Here is a 20,392-nt window from a genome sequence, read left to right as displayed (position 1 = left end):
ACGCGACGAACCGACAAGACACGACCACGATGAACGACACCATCGACGACCTGCGCACCGAGTACGCCGAACTGGCCGGACTGGCGCGCGGCCTGAGCGCCGAACAGTGGCGCCTGCGCAGCGACTTCTACGGCTGGACACCGTGGGACGAGATCGCACACCTGCTGTACTTCGACGAGACCGCGCTCCTGGCAGCCACCGACGCCGACGCCTTTGCACGCGACACCGCCGCACTCACGGCGCAGCTGTCGGCCGGCCGCGAGATCAGTGCCATCGCCCGCGAGAAGTACGGCCATCTGGACGGGCCGGCCCTGCTGGCGCGATGGGAGCCGGTGTCGGCGCGGCTCACCGATGCGCTGGCAGCGCTGGACCCGAAGGCCCGGCTGCCCTGGTACGGCCCCAGCATGAGCGCGCGCTCCTTCGCGACGGCCCGTCTGATGGAGACCTGGGCCCATGGCCAGGACGTGTGGGATGTGGTGCGCCGGCGCCGTCCGGTCGGCCCGCGGCTTCGTCACATCGCCCACATCGGCGTCACCACCTTCGGCTGGAGCTTCGTGAACCGCGGCCTGCCGGTGCCGGCGGTGGTGCCGTACGTGGAACTGCAGCCGCCACTCGGCGGCGCAGAAGGCGAGGGTGCCTGGACCTGGGGCGACCCGGCATCGTCCGAGTGGGTGCGCGGCACGGCCGAGGACTTCTGCCTGCTGGTGACGCAGCGCCGCAATGTGGCCGATACGGCGCTGCGCTACAGCGACGGCGCCGCGCGCGAATGGCTGCAGATCGCTCAGTGCTTTGCCGGCGAGCCGGCCAGCGCGCCGCCGCCCGGCGTGCGCCGCGTCGAGTACCTCGACACGCTCGCTTGACCGGCCTGCCGATCACGCTGGACCTGCAGCCGCGCATCGACGCGTCGCTGGCGGCCTTGCGGGCGGGGCAGGGCGCGCAGGCGCTGTCGGACCATGCCTTCTCCAACCTGTACCTGTTCCGCGAGGCCCATGCGTACCGCTTCCTGCCCGGCGAGTGGCCGGGCGTGGTGGGTCGTACCTACGACGGTGCCGGGCACTTCATGCCGCTCTTCGACATCGGTGCGGCGCCGCTGGCGGTGCTGGATGCGTTGATCGAAAGGCATGGCTGTCTCTATCCGGTGGCCGAGCATCAGGTCGGGGCCTTGCCGGCCGGCCGCTTCGCATGCAGCGCCAACGACGACGACGCGGACTACCTCTACGCGGCCGAGTCCTTCCGTGACTATGCGGGTCGGGCCCTGGCCAAGAAGCGCAACCTGGTGCGGCAGTTCCTGGCCCACCATGTGCCCGAGGCCGTGCCCTTCGGTCCATCACTGGAAGCGGCGGCGCGCGAGGTGCTTGAGGGCTGGATGGCCCAGAAGGGCAAGAACGCGGGCGAGGCCGACGAGCACGCGTGTCTGGAGGCCCTCACGCATGCCGGGCGCTTCGGCCTCGAAGGCTTCGTGTACTACGTCCAGTCGCAGCCGGTGGCCTTCGTGCTCGCGCAGGCGCTGGAGCCGGGCGTGTTCGCCATCCGCTTCGCCAAGGGCCTGGACAGCCATGTGGGCGTCTACCCGTTCATGTTCCAGCACTTCTGCCGGTCGTTCGTGCGGCCGGTGGTCTGGCTGAACTTCGAGCAGGACATGGGCAATCCTGGCTTCCGGCGGAGCAAGCGGTCGTATGCGCCGCAGGGCTTGCTGGCGAAGTGGCGGGTGTCGCACTCGCCTTGACCCTGGCCCTTGCGACGAGCTGGTTTTGCGGAGTTCCAACTTTCGTGGCGATGGTCCGGCCTTGGCGCTGATGAGAGCCCGGTCATTGACGATGGCCGGGGCCTGGTGCCGATGAGAGCTCGTTCGTTGACGGTGGTCCGGCCCTGGTGCCGGTGAGGGCGTGTCGGCGCTTCAAGTGGGGCGGTCGGCTTCGCCGACTTCCCTCCGGTGCTCGGACGAACGGGCCGCGGCAGAACTCGCTACGCGCTTCGCGCTGCGCTCAAACAACTGCCGCGAGTCAGATCACGAAGCAGGCCTGTCCTCCGGCAGGCCTGCAGCCCGTCCGCCCTGCGCTCCTCGGCACCCCACAGGCGCGCCGCCACGCCCTCACCGGCACCTGGGCCTGCGTTGCGGGTAAACGGCCGGCACTGACTCCTTCTCGCGGTGGGGATGGCAGGGATGGGGAAGTGCACGGCAGTCGTTCCGCTCGCCACGGCACTGATCTCGCCGGTGCCGACACGCCGTCTCCCGCGCGTCGGGGCCGGGGCCTGGGGGCCGCGGGCGATTTCTGAAAAAGTATGAGCCCGCGGCCCCCAGGCCCCGGCCCCGGCGCGCGCGCCCCGGACCGAAGTGCACCGTGCACGCCCGACCGAAGTGCCTCACGCAACCGCCAGACAGCCACTTCGCGCAAGACCCGCAAGGCCGCGCTGCCTAAGCTGACCCCCACCCAACATGGCAGGCGTTCGCAGCACCGCAGACGCCCGCACCAGAAGCACCTCATGGCCATCATCGAGTCGACCATCTCCCCCGGCAGCGATGCCTTCGAAGCCAACCGGGCCGGCATGCTCGCGCTCATCGAGCGCGTGCGCACTTATCAGCAACGCAGCATCGCCACCTCCGCCAAGTCCCGCGAGCGCTTCGAGAAACGCGGCCAACTGCTCCCGCGCGAGCGCCTGGCCTTGCTGCTCGACCCCGGCACGCCCTTCCTCGAGATCGGTGCCCTCGCTGGCCTGGGCCTCGACAACCCCGACCTCGACCGAAGCGTCCCCGGAGGCGGCGTCATCGGCGGCATCGGCCGGGTCAGCGGCGTGCGCGTCATGGTCAATGCCTCGGACTCCGGCATCGACGCCGGTGCCCTGCAGCCCATGGGCATCCCCAAGCAATTGCGCATGCAGGAGCTGGCGCTGGAGAACAAGCTGCCCTACGTGCAGCTCGTGGAGTCGGCCGGCGCCAACCTCATGACCTACAAGGTCGAGGAATTCGTCACCGGCGGCAGCCTGTTCCGCAACATCGCGCGCATCTCCGCGGCCGGCCTGCCGGTGGTCACCGTCACGCATGGCTCGTCCACCGCGGGCGGGGCCTACCAGACGGGCCTCTCGGACTACATCATCATGGTGCGCGGCCGCTCTCGGGCCTTCCTGGCCGGGCCGCCGCTGCTCAAGGCCGCCACCGGCGAGATCGCGACGGAGGAGGAACTGGGCGGCGCGCTCATGCACACGTCCATCTCCGGCCTGGGCGACTACCTGGCCGAGGATGACCGCGACGCCATCCGCCTGGCCCGCGAGATCCTGGCCAACATCGACTGGCAGCGCAGCGTGCCGGTTGAGCCCGAGCGCTCCTTCAAGCCGCCACGCCATGACGCGGAGGAACTGCTGGGCATCATGCCCATGGACCACAAGCGGCCCGTGGACATGAAGCAGGTCATCGCCCGCATCGCCGACGACTCCGACTTTCTCGAATTCGGCCAGAACTACGGCGGCGCCACCGTGGTCGGCCACATCAAGATCGAAGGCATGCCGCTGGGCATCGTCACCAACAACGGGCCCATCGACCCGGCCGGCGCGGCCAAGGCCACGCACTTCATCCAGGCCTGCTGCCAGTCGCGCACGCCCATCCTGTACCTCAACAACACGACCGGCTTCATGGTGGGCCGTGCGTACGAGGAGGCCGGCATCATCAAGCACGGCTCCAAGATGATCCAGGCCGTGACCAATGCGACGGTGCCGCAGATCACCATCTACTGCGGCGCTTCGTTCGGGGCCGGCAACTACGGCATGTGCGGCCGCGGCTTCCATCCGCGCTTCTGCTTCAGTTGGCCCAATGCCAAGACGGCCGTGATGGGCGGCGAGCAGGCGGCGCAGACGATGGTCAACGTGACCGAGGCCGCCATGAAGCGCAAGGGCGGCGAGGTGGACCACGCCAAGCTGGCCGAGCTGGAGCGCCGCATCGTGGAGCGCTTCGACAGCCAGATGAGCGTGTTCACCACCAGCGCGCACCTGCTGGACGACGGTGTGATCGACCCGCGCGACACCCGCGCCGTGCTGGCCAACGTGCTGGCCATCTGCCGCGATGCCGAACAGCGGCAGCCGCAGGCCATGCAGTTCTCCGTGGCCCGGCCATGACCTCCCGCGACCGATCGAACCTCCACGCCATGACCGCCGATACCCCCGCGCGCACGCCCTTCCGCAAGATCCTCATTGCCAACCGCGGGGAGATCGCACTGCGCATCATCCGCAGCGCCCGCGCCCTGGGCTACCGCACCGTGGCTGTCCATTCCACCGCCGATGCCGGCGCACGCCATGTGCGCGAGGCCGACCAGGCGGTATGCATCGGCGAGCCGCTGCCGGCGCAGAGCTATCTGCGCATTTCGGCGCTGATCGAGGCCGCCCTCCGCAGCGGGGCCGACGCGGTACACCCCGGCTACGGCTTCCTGGCCGAGAACGAGGACTTCGCCCAGGCCTGCCACGACGCCGGGTTGGTCTTCATCGGTCCCTCGGCCGAGGCGATCCGCGCCATGGGCAACAAGGCCGGCGCCAAGGTGCTGATGCAGGCCGCGGGCGTGCCGTGCATTCCCGGCTACCAGGGCGAGGACCAGAGCGAGGCGCGTCTGGCCGACGAGGCCGGGCGCATCGGCTTCCCGGTCATGATCAAGGCCACGGCCGGTGGCGGGGGGCGCGGCATGAGGCTGGTGAACAGCGCGGCCGAGTTTCCGGAGCTGCTGCGCAGCGCCCGCTCCGAGGCGCAGAGCGCCTTCGGCGACCCCGAGGTGATCCTGGAGCGCGCCATCGTGCGGCCCCGGCACATCGAGATCCAGGTGTTCGCCGACCGCCACGGCCACGCCATCCACCTGGGCGAGCGCGACTGCTCGGTGCAACGCCGGCACCAGAAGCTGATCGAGGAGGCGCCGTCGCCCGCCGTCGACGCAGCGTTGCGCGCGCGCATGGGTGCCACGGCGGTGGCGGCGGTCAAGGCCATCCGCTACGAAGGCGCGGGCACGCTCGAGTTCCTGCTGGACGCCGAGGGCCGCTACTACTTCATGGAGATGAACACGCGGCTACAGGTGGAGCATCCGGTCACCGAGGCCATCACCGGCCTGGACCTGGTGGCCCTGCAGTTGCGCGTGGCGGCGGGAGAGCCCCTGGGCATCGCGCAGGAGGATGTGCGGTTTAGCGGCCATGCCATCGAGGTGCGCCTGTGCGCCGAGGACGCCGACCAGGGCTTCATGCCCCAGAGCGGCACCATGGCCCTGTGGCAGATGCCGCCGCAGCTGCGGGTGGAGCATGCGCTGCAGTCCGGCGCCGAGATCCCGCCGTATTACGACTCGATGATCGCCAAGCTCATCGCCCATGGCGACAGCCGCGAGGACGCACGCCGTCTGCTGATGGCCGGTTTGGAAGATGCGGTGGCGCTTGGCGTCACCACCAACCAGGCCTTCCTGCACCGCTGCCTGGGCCATGACGTCTTTGCGGCCGGTGGTGCGACCACCGCCTTCATCGCCGACCACCAGGACGTATTGCTGGCGCCGGATGCCGCACTGCGCGCGCGCGCAGCCGCCATCGCCGCCGTGCTGCTGTACGAGACCACCGCGGCGGCGCAGGCCGCCGGCCAGCGGCGCCTGGCGCCCAGCCTGCCCATCGGCATGCGCCTGCAGGTGGCGGGTGAGGCGGTGGCCGCCAGCGTCGTGCTGACCGAGGGGCGCCACTTTGCCGTCGACATCGGCGAGGCCACCTACCGCGTCGCGCTCGACGGGCTGGCGCCGCACCATGCGCGCTTCACCTGCGACGGCCTGCAGGAGAGCGCCGCCTTCCACCGCGACGGCGCCACGCTGCTGCTGCACTACGCCGGCCTGCCGATCCGCATCGAGGACCGTACCCGCGCCGCGGCGGCGCGCCAGGGCGAGGCGGGCGGTGACGGCAAGGTGCGCGCTTCCATGAACGGCCGTGTGGTGGCGGTGCTGGCCGCCATCGGCGACATGGTGCAGCCCGGCCAGCCCGTGCTCACGCTGGAGGCCATGAAGATGGAGCACGTGCATGCCGCGCCCGTGGCGGGCCGGTTGGTCGCCCTGCATGTGAGGACCGGCGACCAGGTGGCGGCGAGCCGCGTCGTCGCCGAGATCGAGCCGGTGACCGAGGCCGTACCCGCCTGAGCGGGCTGGCGGCCACGCGCCGCCGTTTCATTCCTTACAGCGAGACATCCATGACAGAGAACGCAGCGCCTGCCGCGGCGCCCGCCGTGCTGTGCGAGAAGCGGGGCCATGCCCTGTGGGTCATCCTCAACCGGCCCGACAAGCGCAATGCCATCAACAAGGAGGTCGTCGCGGGCATCCGCGAGGGCTGGCGGCGCGCCCATGCCGACCCCGAGGTGCGCGTGATCGTGCTCACCGGGGCTGGCGACAAGGCCTTCTGTGCGGGGGGCGACCTGCAACCGGGCGCCGGCTTCGCCTTCGACCTCTCGCGGCCCAACATCGACTACGCCGACCTGCTGCGCGAGGTGCAGAACGCCACGCTGCCCAGCATTGCGCGCATCAACGGCACCTGCATGGCCGGCGGCATCGGGCTGCTGTGCATGACCGACATGGCCGTCGCGGCGGAGGCCGTGCAGTTCGGCCTGCCTGAGGTCAAGATCGGCCTTTTTCCCATGCAGGTGCTGAGCCTGCTGCAGGGCCTGGTGCCGCGCCGCGTGCTGCGCGAGTGGTGCCTGAGCGGCGAGCCCTTCGGCGCCGCCGAAGCCCACGCGGCCGGCCTGCTCAACCATGTGGTGCCCGCGGCCGAACTGGACGCGAAGACCCAGTGGCTGGTCGACCGCCTGGCCGACAAGTCGCCCACGGCGCTGCGCCGCGGCAAGTACGCCATGCGGGCCATGGCCGCCATGTCCTTCGACGAAGGCATCGCCTACACCGAGAGCCAGATCGCGCTGCTCGCCATGACCGAGGACGCGCGAGAGGGCCTGGCCGCCTTTAACGAAAAGCGAAAGCCGGTGTGGACGGGACGCTGAGCCTGCCGATGCGGCCGCGGCCCCGGGTCGATACCGAGCCGGACAGCGTGTAGACGCAAGAGGCCGAAGAACCCCTTTGCTAGCCTTTCTTCGCCGCCCGCAACCGGCGCGAAGACCCCTGAGACCCCCATGACCGAGCCCGTCGTTTCCCTTGCACGCCATGGCGACATGGCCGTGCTGACCATCGCCAACCCGCCTGTCAATGCACTGTCGAAGGCGGTGGTGGCGGGCCTGGCCGAGGCTGTGCTGGCCTTCGAGGCCGACCGCAGCTTTGCCGGCCTGCTGGTGCACTGCACGGGCCGCACCTTCGTGGCGGGCGGCGACATCGGCAGCTTCGACGATCCGGCCTTCTCGGCCGCGCCCTACAACCGCACCCTGGCCCGCATCGAGGCGCAGGACCGTCCGGTGGTGGCCACGCTGCATGGCACGGTGCTGGGCGGCGGTCTGGAGCTGGCTCTGGCCTGCCATGCCCGCGTGGCGCTGCCGGGCACGCAGTTCGGGCTGCCGGAGGTCAAGCTGGGCCTGCTGCCGGGTTCGCTGGGCACGCAGCGCCTGCCGCGCGCGGTGGGCGTGCGGCAGGCGCTGGACATGATCTCGACCGGACGCAGCCTGGACGCCGAGGCCGCGCGCGACGCCGGCATCGTCGACGCCGTGCGTGCGGGCGATCCGCTGGCCGTGGGGCTGGCCTACCTGGGCGAGCTGCAGGCCCGGGGCGAGGGCGTGCGGCGCCTGAGCGCGCAGCCCGTGCCCGACGAGGGCCTGCCGGCCGACTTCTTCGCGCAGGCACTGCAGGCCGCCGCGCAGCGCAAGCCTTTCCATCCCGCCGCGCGCAGCATCGTGCTGGCGGTGCAGGCGGCGGCCACGCGGCCCTTTGCCGATGGCGAGGCGACCGAGGCGCGGCTGTTCGAGCAGCTGCGCGTGTCGCCCGAATCGCAGGCGCTGCGCCACCTGTTCTTCGCCGAGCGCCAGGCGGCGCGCATTCCGGGCCTGCCGCGCGACACGGCGCTGCGGCCGGTGCGCCGCGTCGGCATCCTCGGCGCCGGGACCATGGGGGGTGGCATCGCGATGAACTTCGCCAATGTCGGCCTGCCGGTCACGCTGGTCGAGGCCTCGGCCGAGGCCCTGGCGCGGGGGCTGGGCATCATCCGCCGCAATTACGAGGCCAGCGCTGCCAAGGGCCGCATGACGTCCGCGCAGGTGGACGAGCGCATGGCGCTGCTGCACGGCACGCTCGACGACACCGCGCTGGCCGATTGCGACCTGGTCATCGAGGCGGTGTTCGAGGACATGGCCCTCAAGCAGCAGGTCTGCGCGCGGCTGGGTGCCGTGTGTCGACCGGGCGCGATCATCGCCACCAACACCTCCACGCTGGACGTGGATGTGCTGGCCGAGGCCACGGGCCGGCCGGCCGATGTCGTCGGCCTGCACTTCTTCAGCCCCGCCAACGTGATGCGCCTGCTGGAGGTGGTGCGCGGCGCGCGGACCGCGCCCGATGTGCTGGCCACGGCCATGCAGCTGGCACGCACCATCCGCAAGGTGGCGGTTGTCTCGGGCGTGTGCTACGGCTTCATCGGCAACCGCATGGCCGAGGTCTACATGCGTGAAGCCGAGTTCCTGTTGATGGAGGGCGCAAGCCCCTCGCAGGTCGACGGCGCGGTCGAGGCGCTCGGCATGGCGATGGGCCCGTGCCGCATGCTCGACATGGCGGGCATTGACGTGGGGGCCCGCACCGTCATCGAGTACGGCAAGGCCGGTGGGCTGCCGCCGGACGACAGCTACCGTGCCATGGTGCGTCGGCTCTACGAACTGGGCCGCTTCGGCCAGAAGACGGGCGCGGGGTACTACCGCTACCAAGGCCGCACGCCGGTGGACGACCCCGAGGTCGCACGCATAGCGGCCGAGCTGGCCGCGGCCCACGGCATCGCGCGCCGCACGGACATCGGCGCGCCGGAGATCGTGGAGCGGCTGCTGTACCCGTTGATCAACGAAGGCGTGCGGATCCTGGAGGAGGGCATCGCCTACCGGCCAGGCGACATCGACATCGTCTGGACCGCCGGCTATGGCTTTCCCGATCACCTGGGCGGGCCGATGTGGTGGGCCGACGCGCTCGGCCTGGCCACCGTGGCCGACCGACTGACCTTCTACGGCCGCACCCGCGGCGACCGCTTCGGCTACTGGCGCGTGGCGCCGTTGCTGTCGGAGCTCGTTCGCAGCGGGCGGCGCCTGTCCGACGGGCTTCCTGGCTGAGCGCCGCCCGACCATCTCACGCATCACCCACATCGGAGACACGCCATGGAAGACCTCACCCTCATCGACGGACTGCGACGTCAGCTCGCCGAGCGGCCGGACGCCACCGCCTACCGGCAGGGCGAGCGGCGGCTCAGCTACCGCGACATCGAGGCCCTCACCAACCGGCTGGCCAACGCCCTGGCCGCTGCGGGCGTGGGACGCGGCTCGCGCGTGGCGGTGCTCACCAAACACCATGTCGAGTGCATCCTGGTGACGCTCGCCGCCTGCAAGCTGGGGGCCGTGTGCATGCCGGTCAACTGGCGGCTGGCGGCCAAGGAGGTGGAGTACATCGTCAACAACGGCGAAGCGCCATTCCTGATGGCCGATGCCGAGTTCCTGCCGCTGCTGGAGAAGGCCGAGCTGCCGGGCGTGCGCATCCGCGTGTGCACCACCGAAGGCACGGCATTGCCTTCGCTGGCACAGTGGTGCGCCGGCCAGTCCGACCGCTTCGAGCCGGTGGCCGCGGACACGCATGACGCGGCGCTGCAGCTCTATTCCTCGGGCACCACGGGCCTGCCCAAAGGCATCGTGCTGACGCATGCGGGGCTGCTGTCCACCTCGCGGGTGGTATCGCGCGAATGGAAGTTCGACCACCGGCATGTGCTGGGCAACCCGTTGCCGGTCTTCCATGTGGCGGGCATGACGATGCTGCTGCTGACGCTCTACACGGGCGGCCAGACCTCGTCGTACCCGGAGTTCGATCCGCGCGGCTACCTGCGTGCCATCGGCGAGCACGGCATCACCCACACTTTCGTGGTGCCGGCCATGATCCTGTTCATGCTGCAGGTGCCCGAGGCGAAGTCCTTCGACTTCGGCCGGCTGCAAATCGTCGCCTACGGGGGCTCGCCGGTGAGCGAGTCGGTGCTGCAACAGGCCTTCGAGGTCTTCGGCTGCGACTTCCTGCAGGTCTATGGCCTGACGGAGGTCTCCGGCCCGGCCACCTTCCTCTTTCCCGAGGACCACCGCGCCGGCGATGCCGAACTGCTGCGTTCGGCGGGTCGCCCCATCGGAGGCGGGCGCCTGCGCATCGTCGATCCCATCGACCTCAAGGACCTGCCCGACGGGCAGGTGGGCGAGATCTGGATCGAGTCCGACCGCAACCTCAAGGAGTACTGGCGCAACCCCGAGGCCACGGCGGCCGCCTACCCGGAAGGCCGCAATGCCAACGGCGGCTGGTTCCGGTCGGGCGACGCGGGCTACATGAAGAACGGCTATCTCTACATCAACGACCGCATCAAGGACATGATCGTCTCGGGCGGCGAGAACATCTATCCGGCCGAGGTGGAGAACGTGCTGATGCGTCATCCGGCCGTGGCCGACGGCGCCGTCATCGGCGTGCCCGACCCGACCTGGGGCGAGTCGGTCAAGGCCTGCGTGGTGCTGCGCCCCGGTGCCACGGCCGACGCGAGCGCCATCATCGACTTCATGCGCGAGAACCTCGCGCACTACAAGTGCCCGAAGACCATCGACATCGTCGAGGCGCTGCCACGCAACCCCAGCGGCAAGGTGCTCAAGCGCGTGCTGCGCGAGCCCTACTGGAGAGGCCAGACCCGCGCCGTGGGCTAGACGCGCATCCCGGGCGCACGAAGAGGCGCCTGTTCCTATCTACAACGGAGACAAGCATGTTGAAGAAACTCGCCATGGCCGCCACCGCGGCCGCGGCCTGCTGGCTCGCGCCACAGGCCTTCGCGCAGGACAAGCCGATCAAGATCGCGCTCATTGCCAGCAAGACCGGGCCGTCCGAGGCCTATGCCCGCGACACCGAGCGCGGCCTGCGGCTGGGCCTCGAATACCTCACCCAGGGATCGATGACGCTGCTCGGCCGCAAGATCGAGCTGATCGTCAAGGACGACCAGATGAAGCCCGAGCTGTCCAAGGCCATGCTCACCGAGGCGCTGGCGGACGACAAGGCCGACATCGCCATCGGCACCTCCTGGTCCGGCGGCGCGCTCTCGATGGCGCCGGTGGCGGAGGAGTACGGCAAGCTGCTGATGGTCGAGCCGGCCATCGCCGATTCGCTCACGGGCTCGGCGTGGAACAAGTACCTCTTCCGCGCCAGCCGCAACTCGTTCCAGGACGCGCTGGCCAGCGCCGCGGCGCTGAAGGATGGCGACAACGTCGCCTTCCTGGCGCCCGACTATGTCTACGGCAAGGACGGCGTGAAGGCGGCCAAAGAGGCGCTGGCCGCCACCAAAAAGAAGGCGACCGTGGTGCACGAGGAGTACATCCCGCTGTCCACCACCGACTTCACCGCGCCCATGCAGCGCATCTTCGACCGCATGAAGGATGTGCAGGGCAAGAAGTACCTGGTGGTGATCTGGGGCGCACCCAATCCCATCCGCAAGATCTCGGAGCTCAACCCGGGCCGCTACGGCATCGAGTTCCTTTCCATCGGTGGGGCCAACCTCGAGAACGCCAAGCCCTGGCGTGGCCTGGACATCACCGGCGGCACCTTCTACTACTACGACTTCCCCAAGAACCCCATGAACGACTGGCTGGTGGCCGAGCACCGCAAGCGCTACCAGACGCCGCCGGACCTGTTCACCGCGGGCGGCTTCGTCACGGCGGCGGCCATCGTGGCCGGGGTGAAGAAGGCCAACTCGGTCGACACGCCCAAGCTCATCGCCGCCATGGAAGGCATGGAGTTCGACACGCCCAAGGGCAAGATGACCTTCCGCAAGGAAGACCACCAGGCGCTGCAGTCGCAGTACCAGTTCCGCATGAAGAAGGCGCCCGCGAACGAGTGGGACCTGTTCGAGCTGGTGCGCGAGATCCCGGCGTCCGAGATGCCGCTGCCGATCACCGTCAAGCGCTGAGCGCATGCACGACCCGACAGCGCAAGTCCGCCCGCCTGAAGCGCGTGCGCCGGTCCTGGAGAGCCGCGGACTGGGCATCCGCTTCGGCGGCCATGCCGCGGTGGACGACGTGAGCGCGGCCTTCCATGCGGGAACGCTGACGGCCATCGTCGGGCCCAACGGGGCCGGCAAGACGACCTACTTCAACCTGCTCTCGGGCCAGTTGCCGGCCACGGCGGGTCGCGTGCTGCTGCATGGGGACGACATCACGCGGCTCGACGCCGCGCGGCGCACGGCCCGCGGCATCGGCCGCGCCTTCCAGCTCACCCACCTGTTCCCGCGGCTGAGCGTGCTGGAGAACGTGCGGCTGGCGGTGCAGAGCCGCCACCGCGCCGGCTTCAACATGCTGGCCGTGTGGCGCAGCCGGGCCGACCTGGTGGAGCAGGCCCGCCAGCATGTGCAGCAGGTGGGCTTGGCCGCGCGCCTGGACGAGCAGGCGGCGCGGCTGTCGCACGGCGACAAGCGCAAGCTGGAGGTCGCCATCCTGATGGCGCTGGAGCCGCAGGTCGTCATGCTCGACGAGCCCACGGCCGGCATGAGCGTGGACGAGGTGCCCGTGATCCTGGACCTGATCGCGCGCCTGAAGGCGCAGGGCGACCGCACCATCCTTCTGGTGGAGCACAAGATGGACGTGATCCGTTCGCTCGCCGACCGCATCGTCGTGCTGCACAACGGCCGCCTGGTGGCTGACGGCATGCCCGCCGAGGTGATGGCCTCGGCCGTCGTGCAGGAGGCTTACCTCGGCGTGCGCCGCCAGCGCACGGCGCGCAGGGAGGTGGCCCATGCATGAGATGCCGGAGCCGAAGACGGGCGACGACGCGCTGCTGTCGCTCACCGGCGTGCACACCCACATCGGCGAATACCACATCCTGCAGGGCGTGGACCTTCAGGTTCCGCGCGCCGGCCTGACGGTGCTGCTGGGCCGCAACGGCGCCGGCAAGAGCACCACCCTGCGCACGATCATGGGCCTGTGGCACGCCAGCCGCGGCACGCTGCGCTTCGATGGCGAGGACATCACCGCCAGCCGCACGCCGGACATCGCACGCCGCGGCATCGCCTTCGTTCCCGAGGACATGGGCGTGTTCGCCGGGCTCACGGTGCAGGAGAACCTGCGCCTGGCAGCCATCGGCGGGCGCTTCGACGAGGCGAGGCTGGCGTGGATCTTCGGGCTCTTCCCGGCGCTCAAGCGCTTCTGGCTGCGACCGGGCGGCACGCTGTCGGGTGGGCAGAAGCAGATGGTGGCCATCGCCCGCGCCATCGTCGAGCCGCGCAAGCTGCTGCTGATCGACGAGCCCACAAAGGGCCTCGCGCCGGCCATCGTCGACAACCTGGCCGATGCCTTCGAGGCCCTGAAGGCCCGCGGCACCACCATCCTGCTGGTGGAGCAGAACTTCCATTTCGTGCGTGCGCTGGGCGACCATGTCGCGGTGATGGACGACGGCCGCATCGTGCACACCGGCACCATGGCCGCGCTGGACGCGGACGAGGCGCTGCAGGCCCGGCTGCTCGGCCTGCATGCCGGCGCCGTCCATTGAGGGAGACCGACGAATGTCCGCCACCGACTCCACCCTGGCCGCGCGGCGGCAGGCCGCGGCCATGCCCGCCGCACCTGCAGCGCTGGAGGCCCTGCCGGGCCGGCGACGCGACCTGGTGCCCGTCCTGGTCATCCTGGCCTTCATCGCCGTCGCGCTGCCGGTCACGGGCAGCCTGCCCACCTGGGTCACGCTGACCGTGGCGGCCCTGGCCATGGGCATGATGCTGTTCATCATGGCCAGTGGCCTCACGCTGGTCTTCGGCCTCATGGACGTGATGAATCTCGGCCACGCGGCCTTCGTGGCGGTCGGCGCCTACACCGCGACGCTGATGGTCGGGCCCTTGCAGGGCCTGCTGCAGTCGGCGTCGGTCTGGGCCGGCATGGCCGCCGTCCTGGCCGTGATCGCCGTGGCCATGGCCGTGACGGCGCTGCTGGGCTGGGTGTACGAGCGGCTGTTCGTGAAGCCGGTCTATGGCGACCATCTCAAGCAGATCCTCATCACCATCGGCGCCATGATCGTCATGGAGCAGCTGGTGCTGGTGGTGTTCGGCGCCAACCAGATGCTGCTGCCGCTGCCCGAGGCCCTGCGCGGCTCGATCCTGCTGGGCGACGACGTGGCCATCGAGCGCTACCGGCTGGTGGCCGTGGGCGTGGGGCTGGCCGTCTTCATCGGGCTGACGCTGGTGCTCGGGCGCACGCGCATCGGCCTGCTGATCCGCGCGGGCGTGGAAAACCGGGGCATGGTCGAGGCCCTCGGCTACCGCGTCCGCATGGTGTTCGTGGGCGTGTTCGTGGCCGGCTCGGCACTGGCGGGCCTGGGCGGCGTGATGTGGGGCTTCTACCGCGAGCAGTTCACCGTGGCCATCGGCGCCGAGGTGCTGGTGCAGATGCTCATCATCGTCATCATCGGCGGGCTGGGCTCGGTGGCCGGCTGCTTCGCCGGTGCCATGCTGGTGGCGCTGACCACCAATTACGTGAGCTTTCTGCTGCCCGACCTGGCGCTGGTGTCCAACATCCTCGTGATGATGGCCGTGCTGCTGTGGCGGCCGCAGGGGCTGTACCCGGTCCACAAGCCGTAGGAAGGCACCCGCGATGCTCACACGACTCCTTTCGGGCGACCTGCCGCGCAGCCGGGCGCTGACCGTGCTGCTGCTCCTGGTGCTGTTCTACCTGGCCACGGCGCCTTTCCTCTTCTCGGGCGCCCGGCCGTTGAACGTGGCGGCCACCATCTGCGTATTCATCGTGCTGGTGGCGTCCTTCGACCTGCTGCTGGGCTACTGCGGCGTGGTGTCCTTCGCGCATGCCATGTTCTATGGCATCGGCGCCTATGGCGTGGCCATTGCCATGCACACGCTGGGGCCCACGTGGACGGCCATGGGCGTCGGCGCGCTGGCGGCGATCGGGCTGTCGGTGCTGCTGTCCTTCCTGATCGCGCTGATCTCGCTGCGGATCAAGGCCATCTTCTACACCATGATGACGCTGGCCTTCGGGGCCGCCTTCGGCGCCCTGGTGATGCGCCTGAGCGGCATCACCGGCGGCGACGATGGCCGCACCTTCCGCCTGCCGCAGGCCCTGACGCCGGCCTTCCGACTGGTCGAGGACGAGGTGCTGGGCACGGCCATCAACGGCCGGTTGCTGACCTACTACCTGGTCTTCGGCGTGTCGCTGCTGCTCTTCCTGCTCATGCTGCGGGTGGTCAACTCGCGCTTCGGGCGCGTGCTGGAGGCCATCCGCGAGAACGAGTTCCGGGCCGAGGCCATCGGCTATCGCACGCTCCACTACCGCATCGCCGTCAACTGCCTGGCCGCGGCACTGGCCACCTGTGCCGGCATCCTGATGGCGCTGTGGTTGCGCTACGTGGGGCCGCAGACCACGGTGGGCTTCAACGTGATGCTCAACATCCTGCTGATGGCCGTGATCGGTGGGCTGGGCACCGTCTACGGCGCGGTCATCGGCGTGACGCTGTACATCGTGGCCGAGAACTACCTGCAGAGCCTGATGGCGGGGCTCAGCGGCGCCCTGGCCGCCGCGCCGCTGCTGGCCAAGCTGTTCCACCCCGACCGCTGGATGCTCTGGTTCGGCCTGGTGTTCGTGCTGTCGGTGTACTTCTTCCCGAGTGGCGTCGTGGGCCGGCTGCGTATGGCCGTGGTTCGGCGCTGAGGACCCGCCCGGCCGCGCTCAGTCCAGGGCGAGCCCGCGCATGCGGGGCAGGGTGCGCTCGCCGGACTTCTGCAGATGGCGGCGCATGCGCTTTTCCGCCTTGTCGGCGTCGCCCTGCAGGATGGCTTCGGTGATGCCGCGGTATTCGGCCACCATGCCGCGCACATCGGCGGGCGTGAGCAGGTGGTGGAACTGGGCGCGGAAGAGATGGGCCCGGGCCTGCGGCAGCACGCGGTCGAGCTCCGGGCTTGCCGCGATGTCGAACATGACCTTGTAGTAGTTGGCGCGTGCGTCGAGCACGTGGTCCAGCGCCTCGGGCGTCTCGGCGCGCACCAGCTTGTGCGCGGCCGCCTCGAAGCGCTTGGCGTTGTCGCCCAGGTGGATGCGTTGGGCGGCCAAGCGTGCGGCCAGCCCCGAAAGCACTTCCAGCACGCCCAGCAGGCTGGTCGCGTCCTCGCGGGTGAGCGAGCGGATAACGGCGCCCCGGTGCGGTGTGAGTTCGACCACACCGCTGGCGGCCAGGATGCGCAGTGCCTCGCGCACCGTGCTGCGGCCCACGCCCAGGTCGCGCATCAGGTCGGTTTCGACCAAGCGCTGGCCCACCACGAACCGGCGATTGAGGATGCCCTTGCCGATCGCGTCGGCCACGCGGTCGGGCGTGCTGCGGGGATGGCCTGTGGAGACGGTGACGGGTGTCTTGCGCGCGGCGGGGCGGCGTGGGGCAGTGGGCTTGCTGTCGCTCATGGGGTGGATGTCTTCCTGCGTCATTGTCAGGCGATGCGGGTGCGAAGTGGGCACTGCGCCGGCACATGGCGGGGCGCCCCAGCCGGTGGACGCAAGACGGCAAGGGGCCCTTGTCCTACGCTGCGGACCTGCGCCGATCGGCGTTGCGGCGCAGCCTGAAGCGCGTCGCCCACGCGACCGAGGCCGGGGCAAGTCCCTAAGATCGTCTGACGAAATCCTCCTACTATTTGGCCGAAACACCTCGCGGATCCTTGTGGCCCGCTGCTTGCCCCACCTCTCGAAAGGCCTCCCGTGTTCGCGTTCTCTCCCCAAGTCCAGGACCTGCAGCAGCGCCTGCTTGCCTTCATGGACGAGCACATCTATCCCAACGAGGACCGCTACTACAACGAGGCCGAGGCGTTGGGTCCCTGGAAGGTCGCGCCGATCCTGGAGGAGCTCAAGCCGAAAGCGCGCGAGGCGGGGCTGTGGAACCTGTTCCTGCCCGACTCCGGCCATGGCGCCGGCCTGAGCAATTACGACTACGCGCCGCTGTGCGAGATCATGGGCCGCTCGCACCTCGCGCCCGAGGTGTTCAACTGTTCGGCGCCCGACACCGGCAACATGGAGGTGCTGGCCCGCTACGGCACGCCCGAGCAGCAGGCGCGCTGGCTCACGCCTCTGCTGGCCGGCGAGATCCGCTCCTGCTTCGCCATGACGGAGCCTGCCGTCGCCTCCAGCGATGCCACGAACATCGCGTCGAGCATCGTGCGCGACGGCGACCACTACGTCATCAACGGCCACAAGTGGTACACGACCAATGCCACTGATCCGCGCTGCCGCATCTGCATCTTCATGGGCAAGTCCGATCCGGACAACGCCGACCGCCACCGGCAGCAGTCCATGATCCTCGTGCCCATGGACACGCCAGGCGTGAAGGTGGTGCGGCCCATCGCGGTGTTCGGCTTCTACGGCGTGCCTGATCGTGCGTCGGAGGTGATCTTCGAGAACGTGCGGGTGCCGGCAGCCAACATGCTGCTGGGTGAGGGCCGCGGCTTCGAGATCGCGCAGGGGCGGCTGGGGCCCGGCCGCATCCACCATTGCATGCGGCTGGTGGGCCTGGCCGAGCGCATGCTCGAGCGCATGTGCCGGCGCAGCCTCTCGCGCGTCGCCTTCGGCAAGCCCATTGCGCAGCAGGGCGTGACGCTGGAGCGCATCGCTCACGCCCGCATCCTGATCGAGCAGGCGCGCTTGCTGACGCTCAACGCGGCACACCGCATGGACACGCTGGGCAACAAGGGGGCCAAGGCGGACATCGCCATGATCAAGGTGGCGGCACCGCAGATGGCCTGCCAGGTGATCGACTGGGTGATCCAGGCCCATGGCGGTGGCGGTACCAACAACGACCTCGGCATCGCCTCGGCCTATGCCACTGCGCGGCTGCTGCGCCTGGCCGACGGGCCCGACGAGGTGCATTGCGCCCAGATCGGCAAGCTCGAACTGGCCAAGTACCGATAGGCGCAGCACCGCGGCTCTGCCTACAGACCGCCAAGGAGATATCGATGCACAGTGCGACCGATCCCGCACGGGGGAAAGCGGAACCGGCGGCCGTGGCCGGGCCGGCCGAGCCGCTGATGTGGCTCAACGCCGACCGGGTGCTGTACGTGGGCCTGCTGGGCGCGCCCTCGGTGCGCACCTTCGGCGCCTATTCGCTGTACCTGTCGCTCGCCCGTCCGCATCGCATCTGCGTGGAGGGCGGCCGCTGGGAGGAGACCTTGCTGTCGGTGGTGCCGCCCTACGTCCCGCACCGCATCGTCTCGGTGGACCGGATGATCTGCAATGTGCTCGTCGAGGCCGACACGGTGCGTGCGGCCGATCTGTGCGGCGTGCTTCGTGCCGGGCGGGGGGCCATCCAAGACCCGCAGGCCGTGCAGTCGCTGCGCGAGGCGTTGCTGCGCTTCCGGCTCGGCAGTACGCGGCAGTACGCCAGCACCGCCGACTTCGACCGCGCCTTCTTCGGTGCGGCCTTGCCTGCGCGGCCCATGGACCGCCGCATCGCCCAGGTGCTGGCACGCATCAAGGACGACCCCAACCGCCATTTCCCGGCCGAGGACTGCGCGGCCAGCTGCCATCTGTCGGTGTCGCGCTTCCTGCATCTGTTCCGCGCCGAGGTGGAGGCGCCGTTCCGCAGCTTCCGCACCTGGCAGCGCGCACGCAGCCTGCTCTATTTCGTCACCCGGAACGCCAACCTGGCCGCCATCGCGCTGGATGTCGGCTATCCGGATTCGACCCATTTCAGCCACTCGATCCGGCAGATCTACGGGCTCACGCCCAAGTCGATCTTTGCCGGCTGTAGACGGCTGGCGCTCTATGGCAGCGGTGCCGCCGCCCTGCCGCGTTTCGCCTTCCATTGACGCTGCCTCTTCGCTTGCAGCCTTCCTTCCATGCAGATCGATCTCGACTTCACCGGCCGCCATGTCGTGGTGTTCGGCGGCACCACCGGCATCAACCTGGGCATCGCCCATGCCTTCGCGCGCCAGGGCGCCCGTCTCACCGTGGCGAGCCGTAAGCCGGAGAACGTCGATGCGGCGGTCGCCGCGCTGCGCCAGCACGGCGGCGAGGTCCAGGGTGTCAGCGCCGATGTGCGCGACTTCGACGCCGTGGGTGCGGCCTTCGCGCGGTCGGCCGAGGCCTTCGGTCCCATCGACGTGCTGGTCTCCGGCGCCGCCGGCAACTTCCTGTGCGCAGCCAAGGACATGTCGGCCAACGGCTTCAAGGTCGTGGTGGACATCGACCTGCTGGGCACCTTCCATGTGCTGCGCCAGGCGCATGCACACCTGCGCCGGCCGGGCGCTTCGGTGATCAACATCACGGCGCCGCAGTCCGTCGTGCCCATGCGTTACCAGGCCCATGCCAGCGCCGCCAAGGCGGGTGTGGATCAGCTCACGCGCGCGCTGGCGCTCGAATGGGGCGGGGAGGGCATCCGGCTCAACGGCATCTCGCCCGGGCCCATCGATGGGACCGAAGGCTTCCGCAAGCTGATGGCGCCGACGCCGGAGGACCGCGAGTTCGCGCGCCGGCAGGTCCCGCTGCAGCGTTTCGGCGGGCTGGACGACATCGCCAACCTGGCCCTGTTCCTGGGCTCGTCCTATGCGGGCTACATCTCGGGCGCCGTGATTCCCTGCGACGGCGGTGGGGCGCTGGAAAGCGTCAAGCCGGCACTCGAGGCGGCGGGGGCGGCGCTCTGAGCTTGGGCTACCGCGGGCCCGGTGCCCCGCGGTTAGCGCGCCGGGCGCCGCGGCGGGGCGTCCGCCCGCGCTGCCTGCATGGCGGCGCCACCCTGGCTAAAGTCGGCGGGGTCGGGGCGAGCGCGCCCCATGCCAAGGAGTCGTCGATGAAGGTTCAAGGTGAGTGCTATTGCGGGGCCATCGCCTACGAGGCCGAGGTGGAGCCCGGCACGATCACGGTCTGCCACTGCGCGGATTGCCAGATGCAATCCGGATCTGCCTTCCGCGCCAACATGCCGGCGCCCGCGGCCGGCTTCCGGCTGCTGCGAGGGACGCCCCGCACCTACGTCAAGACCGCGGCCAGCGGCAACCGGCGCCTGCTCGCTTTCTGCGAGGTCTGCGGCAGCTCGCTGTATGCCTGTGCCACCGAGGATCCCCAGGTCTATTCATTGCGCGTCGGCACGATCAAGCAGCGCCACGCGCTGGGTGTGCCGCAGCGCGAGATCTGGACGCGGCGGCGGCTGGACTGGGTCGGCCTGCCGGACGGCGTGGCCTCCTTCGAAGGGCAGCCCTGAGGCTCGGGCTTGTGCGGAAGGGGCCAGCGGCAGTGCTGGAGTTCAGCCTCTTT

17 protein-coding genes are annotated in these 20,392 nt (G+C 69.8%); 16 read left to right on the top strand and 1 reads right to left on the bottom strand.

The annotated features are described in order from the left end of the window. Positions 1 to 29: 29 nt before the first annotated feature. The 12 genes from DFR41_RS12855 to DFR41_RS12800 all read left to right on the top strand — a co-directional run bounded on the left by DFR41_RS12855 (position 30) and on the right by DFR41_RS12800 (position 15,817). The gene (locus DFR41_RS12855; RefSeq protein WP_114802955.1) at positions 30 to 860 is read left to right on the top strand and encodes a TIGR03084 family metal-binding protein; all 831 of its coding nucleotides are present in this window, start codon (positions 30 to 32) and stop codon (positions 858 to 860) included. Beyond that, positions 857 to 1,726, top strand: a complete 870-nt coding sequence (locus DFR41_RS12850) for a DUF2156 domain-containing protein (RefSeq protein ID WP_170159363.1) — start codon at positions 857 to 859, stop codon at positions 1,724 to 1,726. Before DFR41_RS12855 ends, DFR41_RS12850 begins: the two co-directional genes overlap by 4 nt. A 758-nt stretch (positions 1,727 to 2,484) precedes the next feature. After that, positions 2,485 to 4,107: an acyl-CoA carboxylase subunit beta gene (locus DFR41_RS12845; protein WP_017759104.1), complete on the top strand. Its 1,623-nt coding sequence runs from the start codon at positions 2,485 to 2,487 to the stop codon at positions 4,105 to 4,107. A 29-nt stretch (positions 4,108 to 4,136) separates the two neighbouring features. Then, entirely contained in the window at positions 4,137 to 6,131 is a 1,995-nt protein-coding gene (locus tag DFR41_RS12840; protein WP_211322582.1) for an acetyl-CoA carboxylase biotin carboxylase subunit, read from the top strand. A 50-nt stretch (positions 6,132 to 6,181) separates the two neighbouring features. Then, positions 6,182 to 6,979, top strand: a complete 798-nt coding sequence (locus DFR41_RS12835; protein WP_017757428.1) for an enoyl-CoA hydratase/isomerase family protein — start codon at positions 6,182 to 6,184, stop codon at positions 6,977 to 6,979. Between the two features lie 129 nt (positions 6,980 to 7,108). Then, the gene (locus DFR41_RS12830; protein ID WP_114802952.1) at positions 7,109 to 9,226 is read left to right on the top strand and encodes a 3-hydroxyacyl-CoA dehydrogenase NAD-binding domain-containing protein; all 2,118 of its coding nucleotides are present in this window, start codon (positions 7,109 to 7,111) and stop codon (positions 9,224 to 9,226) included. Positions 9,227 to 9,271: 45 nt separating this feature from the next. Continuing rightward, positions 9,272 to 10,834 carry a long-chain-fatty-acid--CoA ligase gene (locus DFR41_RS12825; protein ID WP_017761939.1) on the top strand — a complete coding sequence of 521 codons (1,563 nt, stop codon included), beginning with the start codon at positions 9,272 to 9,274 and terminating at the stop codon, positions 10,832 to 10,834. A 56-nt stretch (positions 10,835 to 10,890) separates the two neighbouring features. Further along, complete coding sequence (locus tag DFR41_RS12820; protein ID WP_017761940.1) at positions 10,891 to 12,084, top strand: substrate-binding domain-containing protein; 1,194 nt, start codon at positions 10,891 to 10,893, stop codon at positions 12,082 to 12,084. Between the two features lie 4 nt (positions 12,085 to 12,088). Beyond that, the gene (locus DFR41_RS12815; protein ID WP_017761941.1) at positions 12,089 to 12,913 is read left to right on the top strand and encodes an ABC transporter ATP-binding protein; all 825 of its coding nucleotides are present in this window, start codon (positions 12,089 to 12,091) and stop codon (positions 12,911 to 12,913) included. Position 12,914: 1 nt separating this feature from the next. After that, positions 12,915 to 13,658, top strand: coding sequence for an ABC transporter ATP-binding protein (locus DFR41_RS12810; protein ID WP_114802951.1), 744 nt, complete (start codon positions 12,915 to 12,917; stop codon positions 13,656 to 13,658). A gap of 13 nt (positions 13,659 to 13,671) precedes the next feature. Further along, complete coding sequence (locus DFR41_RS12805; protein WP_244917738.1) at positions 13,672 to 14,736, top strand: branched-chain amino acid ABC transporter permease; 1,065 nt, start codon at positions 13,672 to 13,674, stop codon at positions 14,734 to 14,736. A 13-nt stretch (positions 14,737 to 14,749) separates the two neighbouring features. After that, positions 14,750 to 15,817 (top strand): branched-chain amino acid ABC transporter permease, encoded by a 1,068-nt coding sequence (locus DFR41_RS12800; RefSeq protein ID WP_114802950.1) that lies wholly within the window; start codon positions 14,750 to 14,752, stop codon positions 15,815 to 15,817. Between the two features lie 18 nt (positions 15,818 to 15,835). Here the strand turns inward: DFR41_RS12800 and DFR41_RS12795 are convergent, their stop codons facing one another. After that, a complete protein-coding gene (locus tag DFR41_RS12795; protein WP_170159362.1) occupies positions 15,836 to 16,561 on the bottom strand; it encodes a GntR family transcriptional regulator in 726 nt (241 codons plus the stop codon). A gap of 291 nt (positions 16,562 to 16,852) precedes the next feature. Here DFR41_RS12795 and DFR41_RS12790 point away from each other — a divergent pair, with 291 nt between their 5' ends. The 4 genes from DFR41_RS12790 (at position 16,853) to DFR41_RS12775 (ending at position 20,339) form a co-directional block, all read left to right on the top strand. Next, positions 16,853 to 18,055 (top strand): acyl-CoA dehydrogenase family protein, encoded by a 1,203-nt coding sequence (locus DFR41_RS12790; RefSeq protein WP_017758321.1) that lies wholly within the window; start codon positions 16,853 to 16,855, stop codon positions 18,053 to 18,055. A 44-nt stretch (positions 18,056 to 18,099) separates the two neighbouring features. Further along, positions 18,100 to 18,951 (top strand): helix-turn-helix transcriptional regulator, encoded by an 852-nt coding sequence (locus DFR41_RS12785; protein ID WP_244917737.1) that lies wholly within the window; start codon positions 18,100 to 18,102, stop codon positions 18,949 to 18,951. Between the two features lie 30 nt (positions 18,952 to 18,981). Next, the gene (locus DFR41_RS12780) at positions 18,982 to 19,785 is read left to right on the top strand and encodes an SDR family oxidoreductase (RefSeq protein WP_017758319.1); all 804 of its coding nucleotides are present in this window, start codon (positions 18,982 to 18,984) and stop codon (positions 19,783 to 19,785) included. Positions 19,786 to 19,931: 146 nt separating this feature from the next. Then, complete coding sequence (locus DFR41_RS12775; RefSeq protein ID WP_017758318.1) at positions 19,932 to 20,339, top strand: GFA family protein; 408 nt, start codon at positions 19,932 to 19,934, stop codon at positions 20,337 to 20,339. The last annotated feature ends 53 nt before the right edge of the window (positions 20,340 to 20,392 follow it).

It is taken from the genome of Pseudacidovorax intermedius (assembly GCF_003350475.1).
GTDB lineage: Bacteria > Pseudomonadota > Gammaproteobacteria > Burkholderiales > Burkholderiaceae_C > Xenophilus > Xenophilus intermedius.
Note: the sequence above shows the minus strand (reverse complement) of the source record. Positions and strands in the feature narration are given on the sequence as shown.

Coding starts and splice junctions, on each gene's coding strand:
- DFR41_RS12810 (WP_114802951.1), top strand. CDS start 12,915: ATGCCGGAGCCGAAGACGGGCGACGACGCGCTGCTGTCGCTCACCGGC.
- DFR41_RS12855 (WP_114802955.1), top strand. CDS start 30: ATGAACGACACCATCGACGACCTGCGCACCGAGTACGCCGAACTGGCC.
- DFR41_RS12840 (WP_211322582.1), top strand. CDS start 4,137: ATGACCGCCGATACCCCCGCGCGCACGCCCTTCCGCAAGATCCTCATT.
- DFR41_RS12785 (WP_244917737.1), top strand. CDS start 18,100: ATGCACAGTGCGACCGATCCCGCACGGGGGAAAGCGGAACCGGCGGCC.
- DFR41_RS12800 (WP_114802950.1), top strand. CDS start 14,750: ATGCTCACACGACTCCTTTCGGGCGACCTGCCGCGCAGCCGGGCGCTG.
- DFR41_RS12845 (WP_017759104.1), top strand. CDS start 2,485: ATGGCCATCATCGAGTCGACCATCTCCCCCGGCAGCGATGCCTTCGAA.
- DFR41_RS12795 (WP_170159362.1), bottom strand. CDS start 16,561: ATGAGCGACAGCAAGCCCACTGCCCCACGCCGCCCCGCCGCGCGCAAG.
- DFR41_RS12835 (WP_017757428.1), top strand. CDS start 6,182: ATGACAGAGAACGCAGCGCCTGCCGCGGCGCCCGCCGTGCTGTGCGAG.
- DFR41_RS12805 (WP_244917738.1), top strand. CDS start 13,672: ATGTCCGCCACCGACTCCACCCTGGCCGCGCGGCGGCAGGCCGCGGCC.
- DFR41_RS12780 (WP_017758319.1), top strand. CDS start 18,982: ATGCAGATCGATCTCGACTTCACCGGCCGCCATGTCGTGGTGTTCGGC.
- DFR41_RS12830 (WP_114802952.1), top strand. CDS start 7,109: ATGACCGAGCCCGTCGTTTCCCTTGCACGCCATGGCGACATGGCCGTG.
- DFR41_RS12825 (WP_017761939.1), top strand. CDS start 9,272: ATGGAAGACCTCACCCTCATCGACGGACTGCGACGTCAGCTCGCCGAG.
- DFR41_RS12820 (WP_017761940.1), top strand. CDS start 10,891: ATGTTGAAGAAACTCGCCATGGCCGCCACCGCGGCCGCGGCCTGCTGG.
- DFR41_RS12815 (WP_017761941.1), top strand. CDS start 12,089: ATGCACGACCCGACAGCGCAAGTCCGCCCGCCTGAAGCGCGTGCGCCG.
- DFR41_RS12775 (WP_017758318.1), top strand. CDS start 19,932: ATGAAGGTTCAAGGTGAGTGCTATTGCGGGGCCATCGCCTACGAGGCC.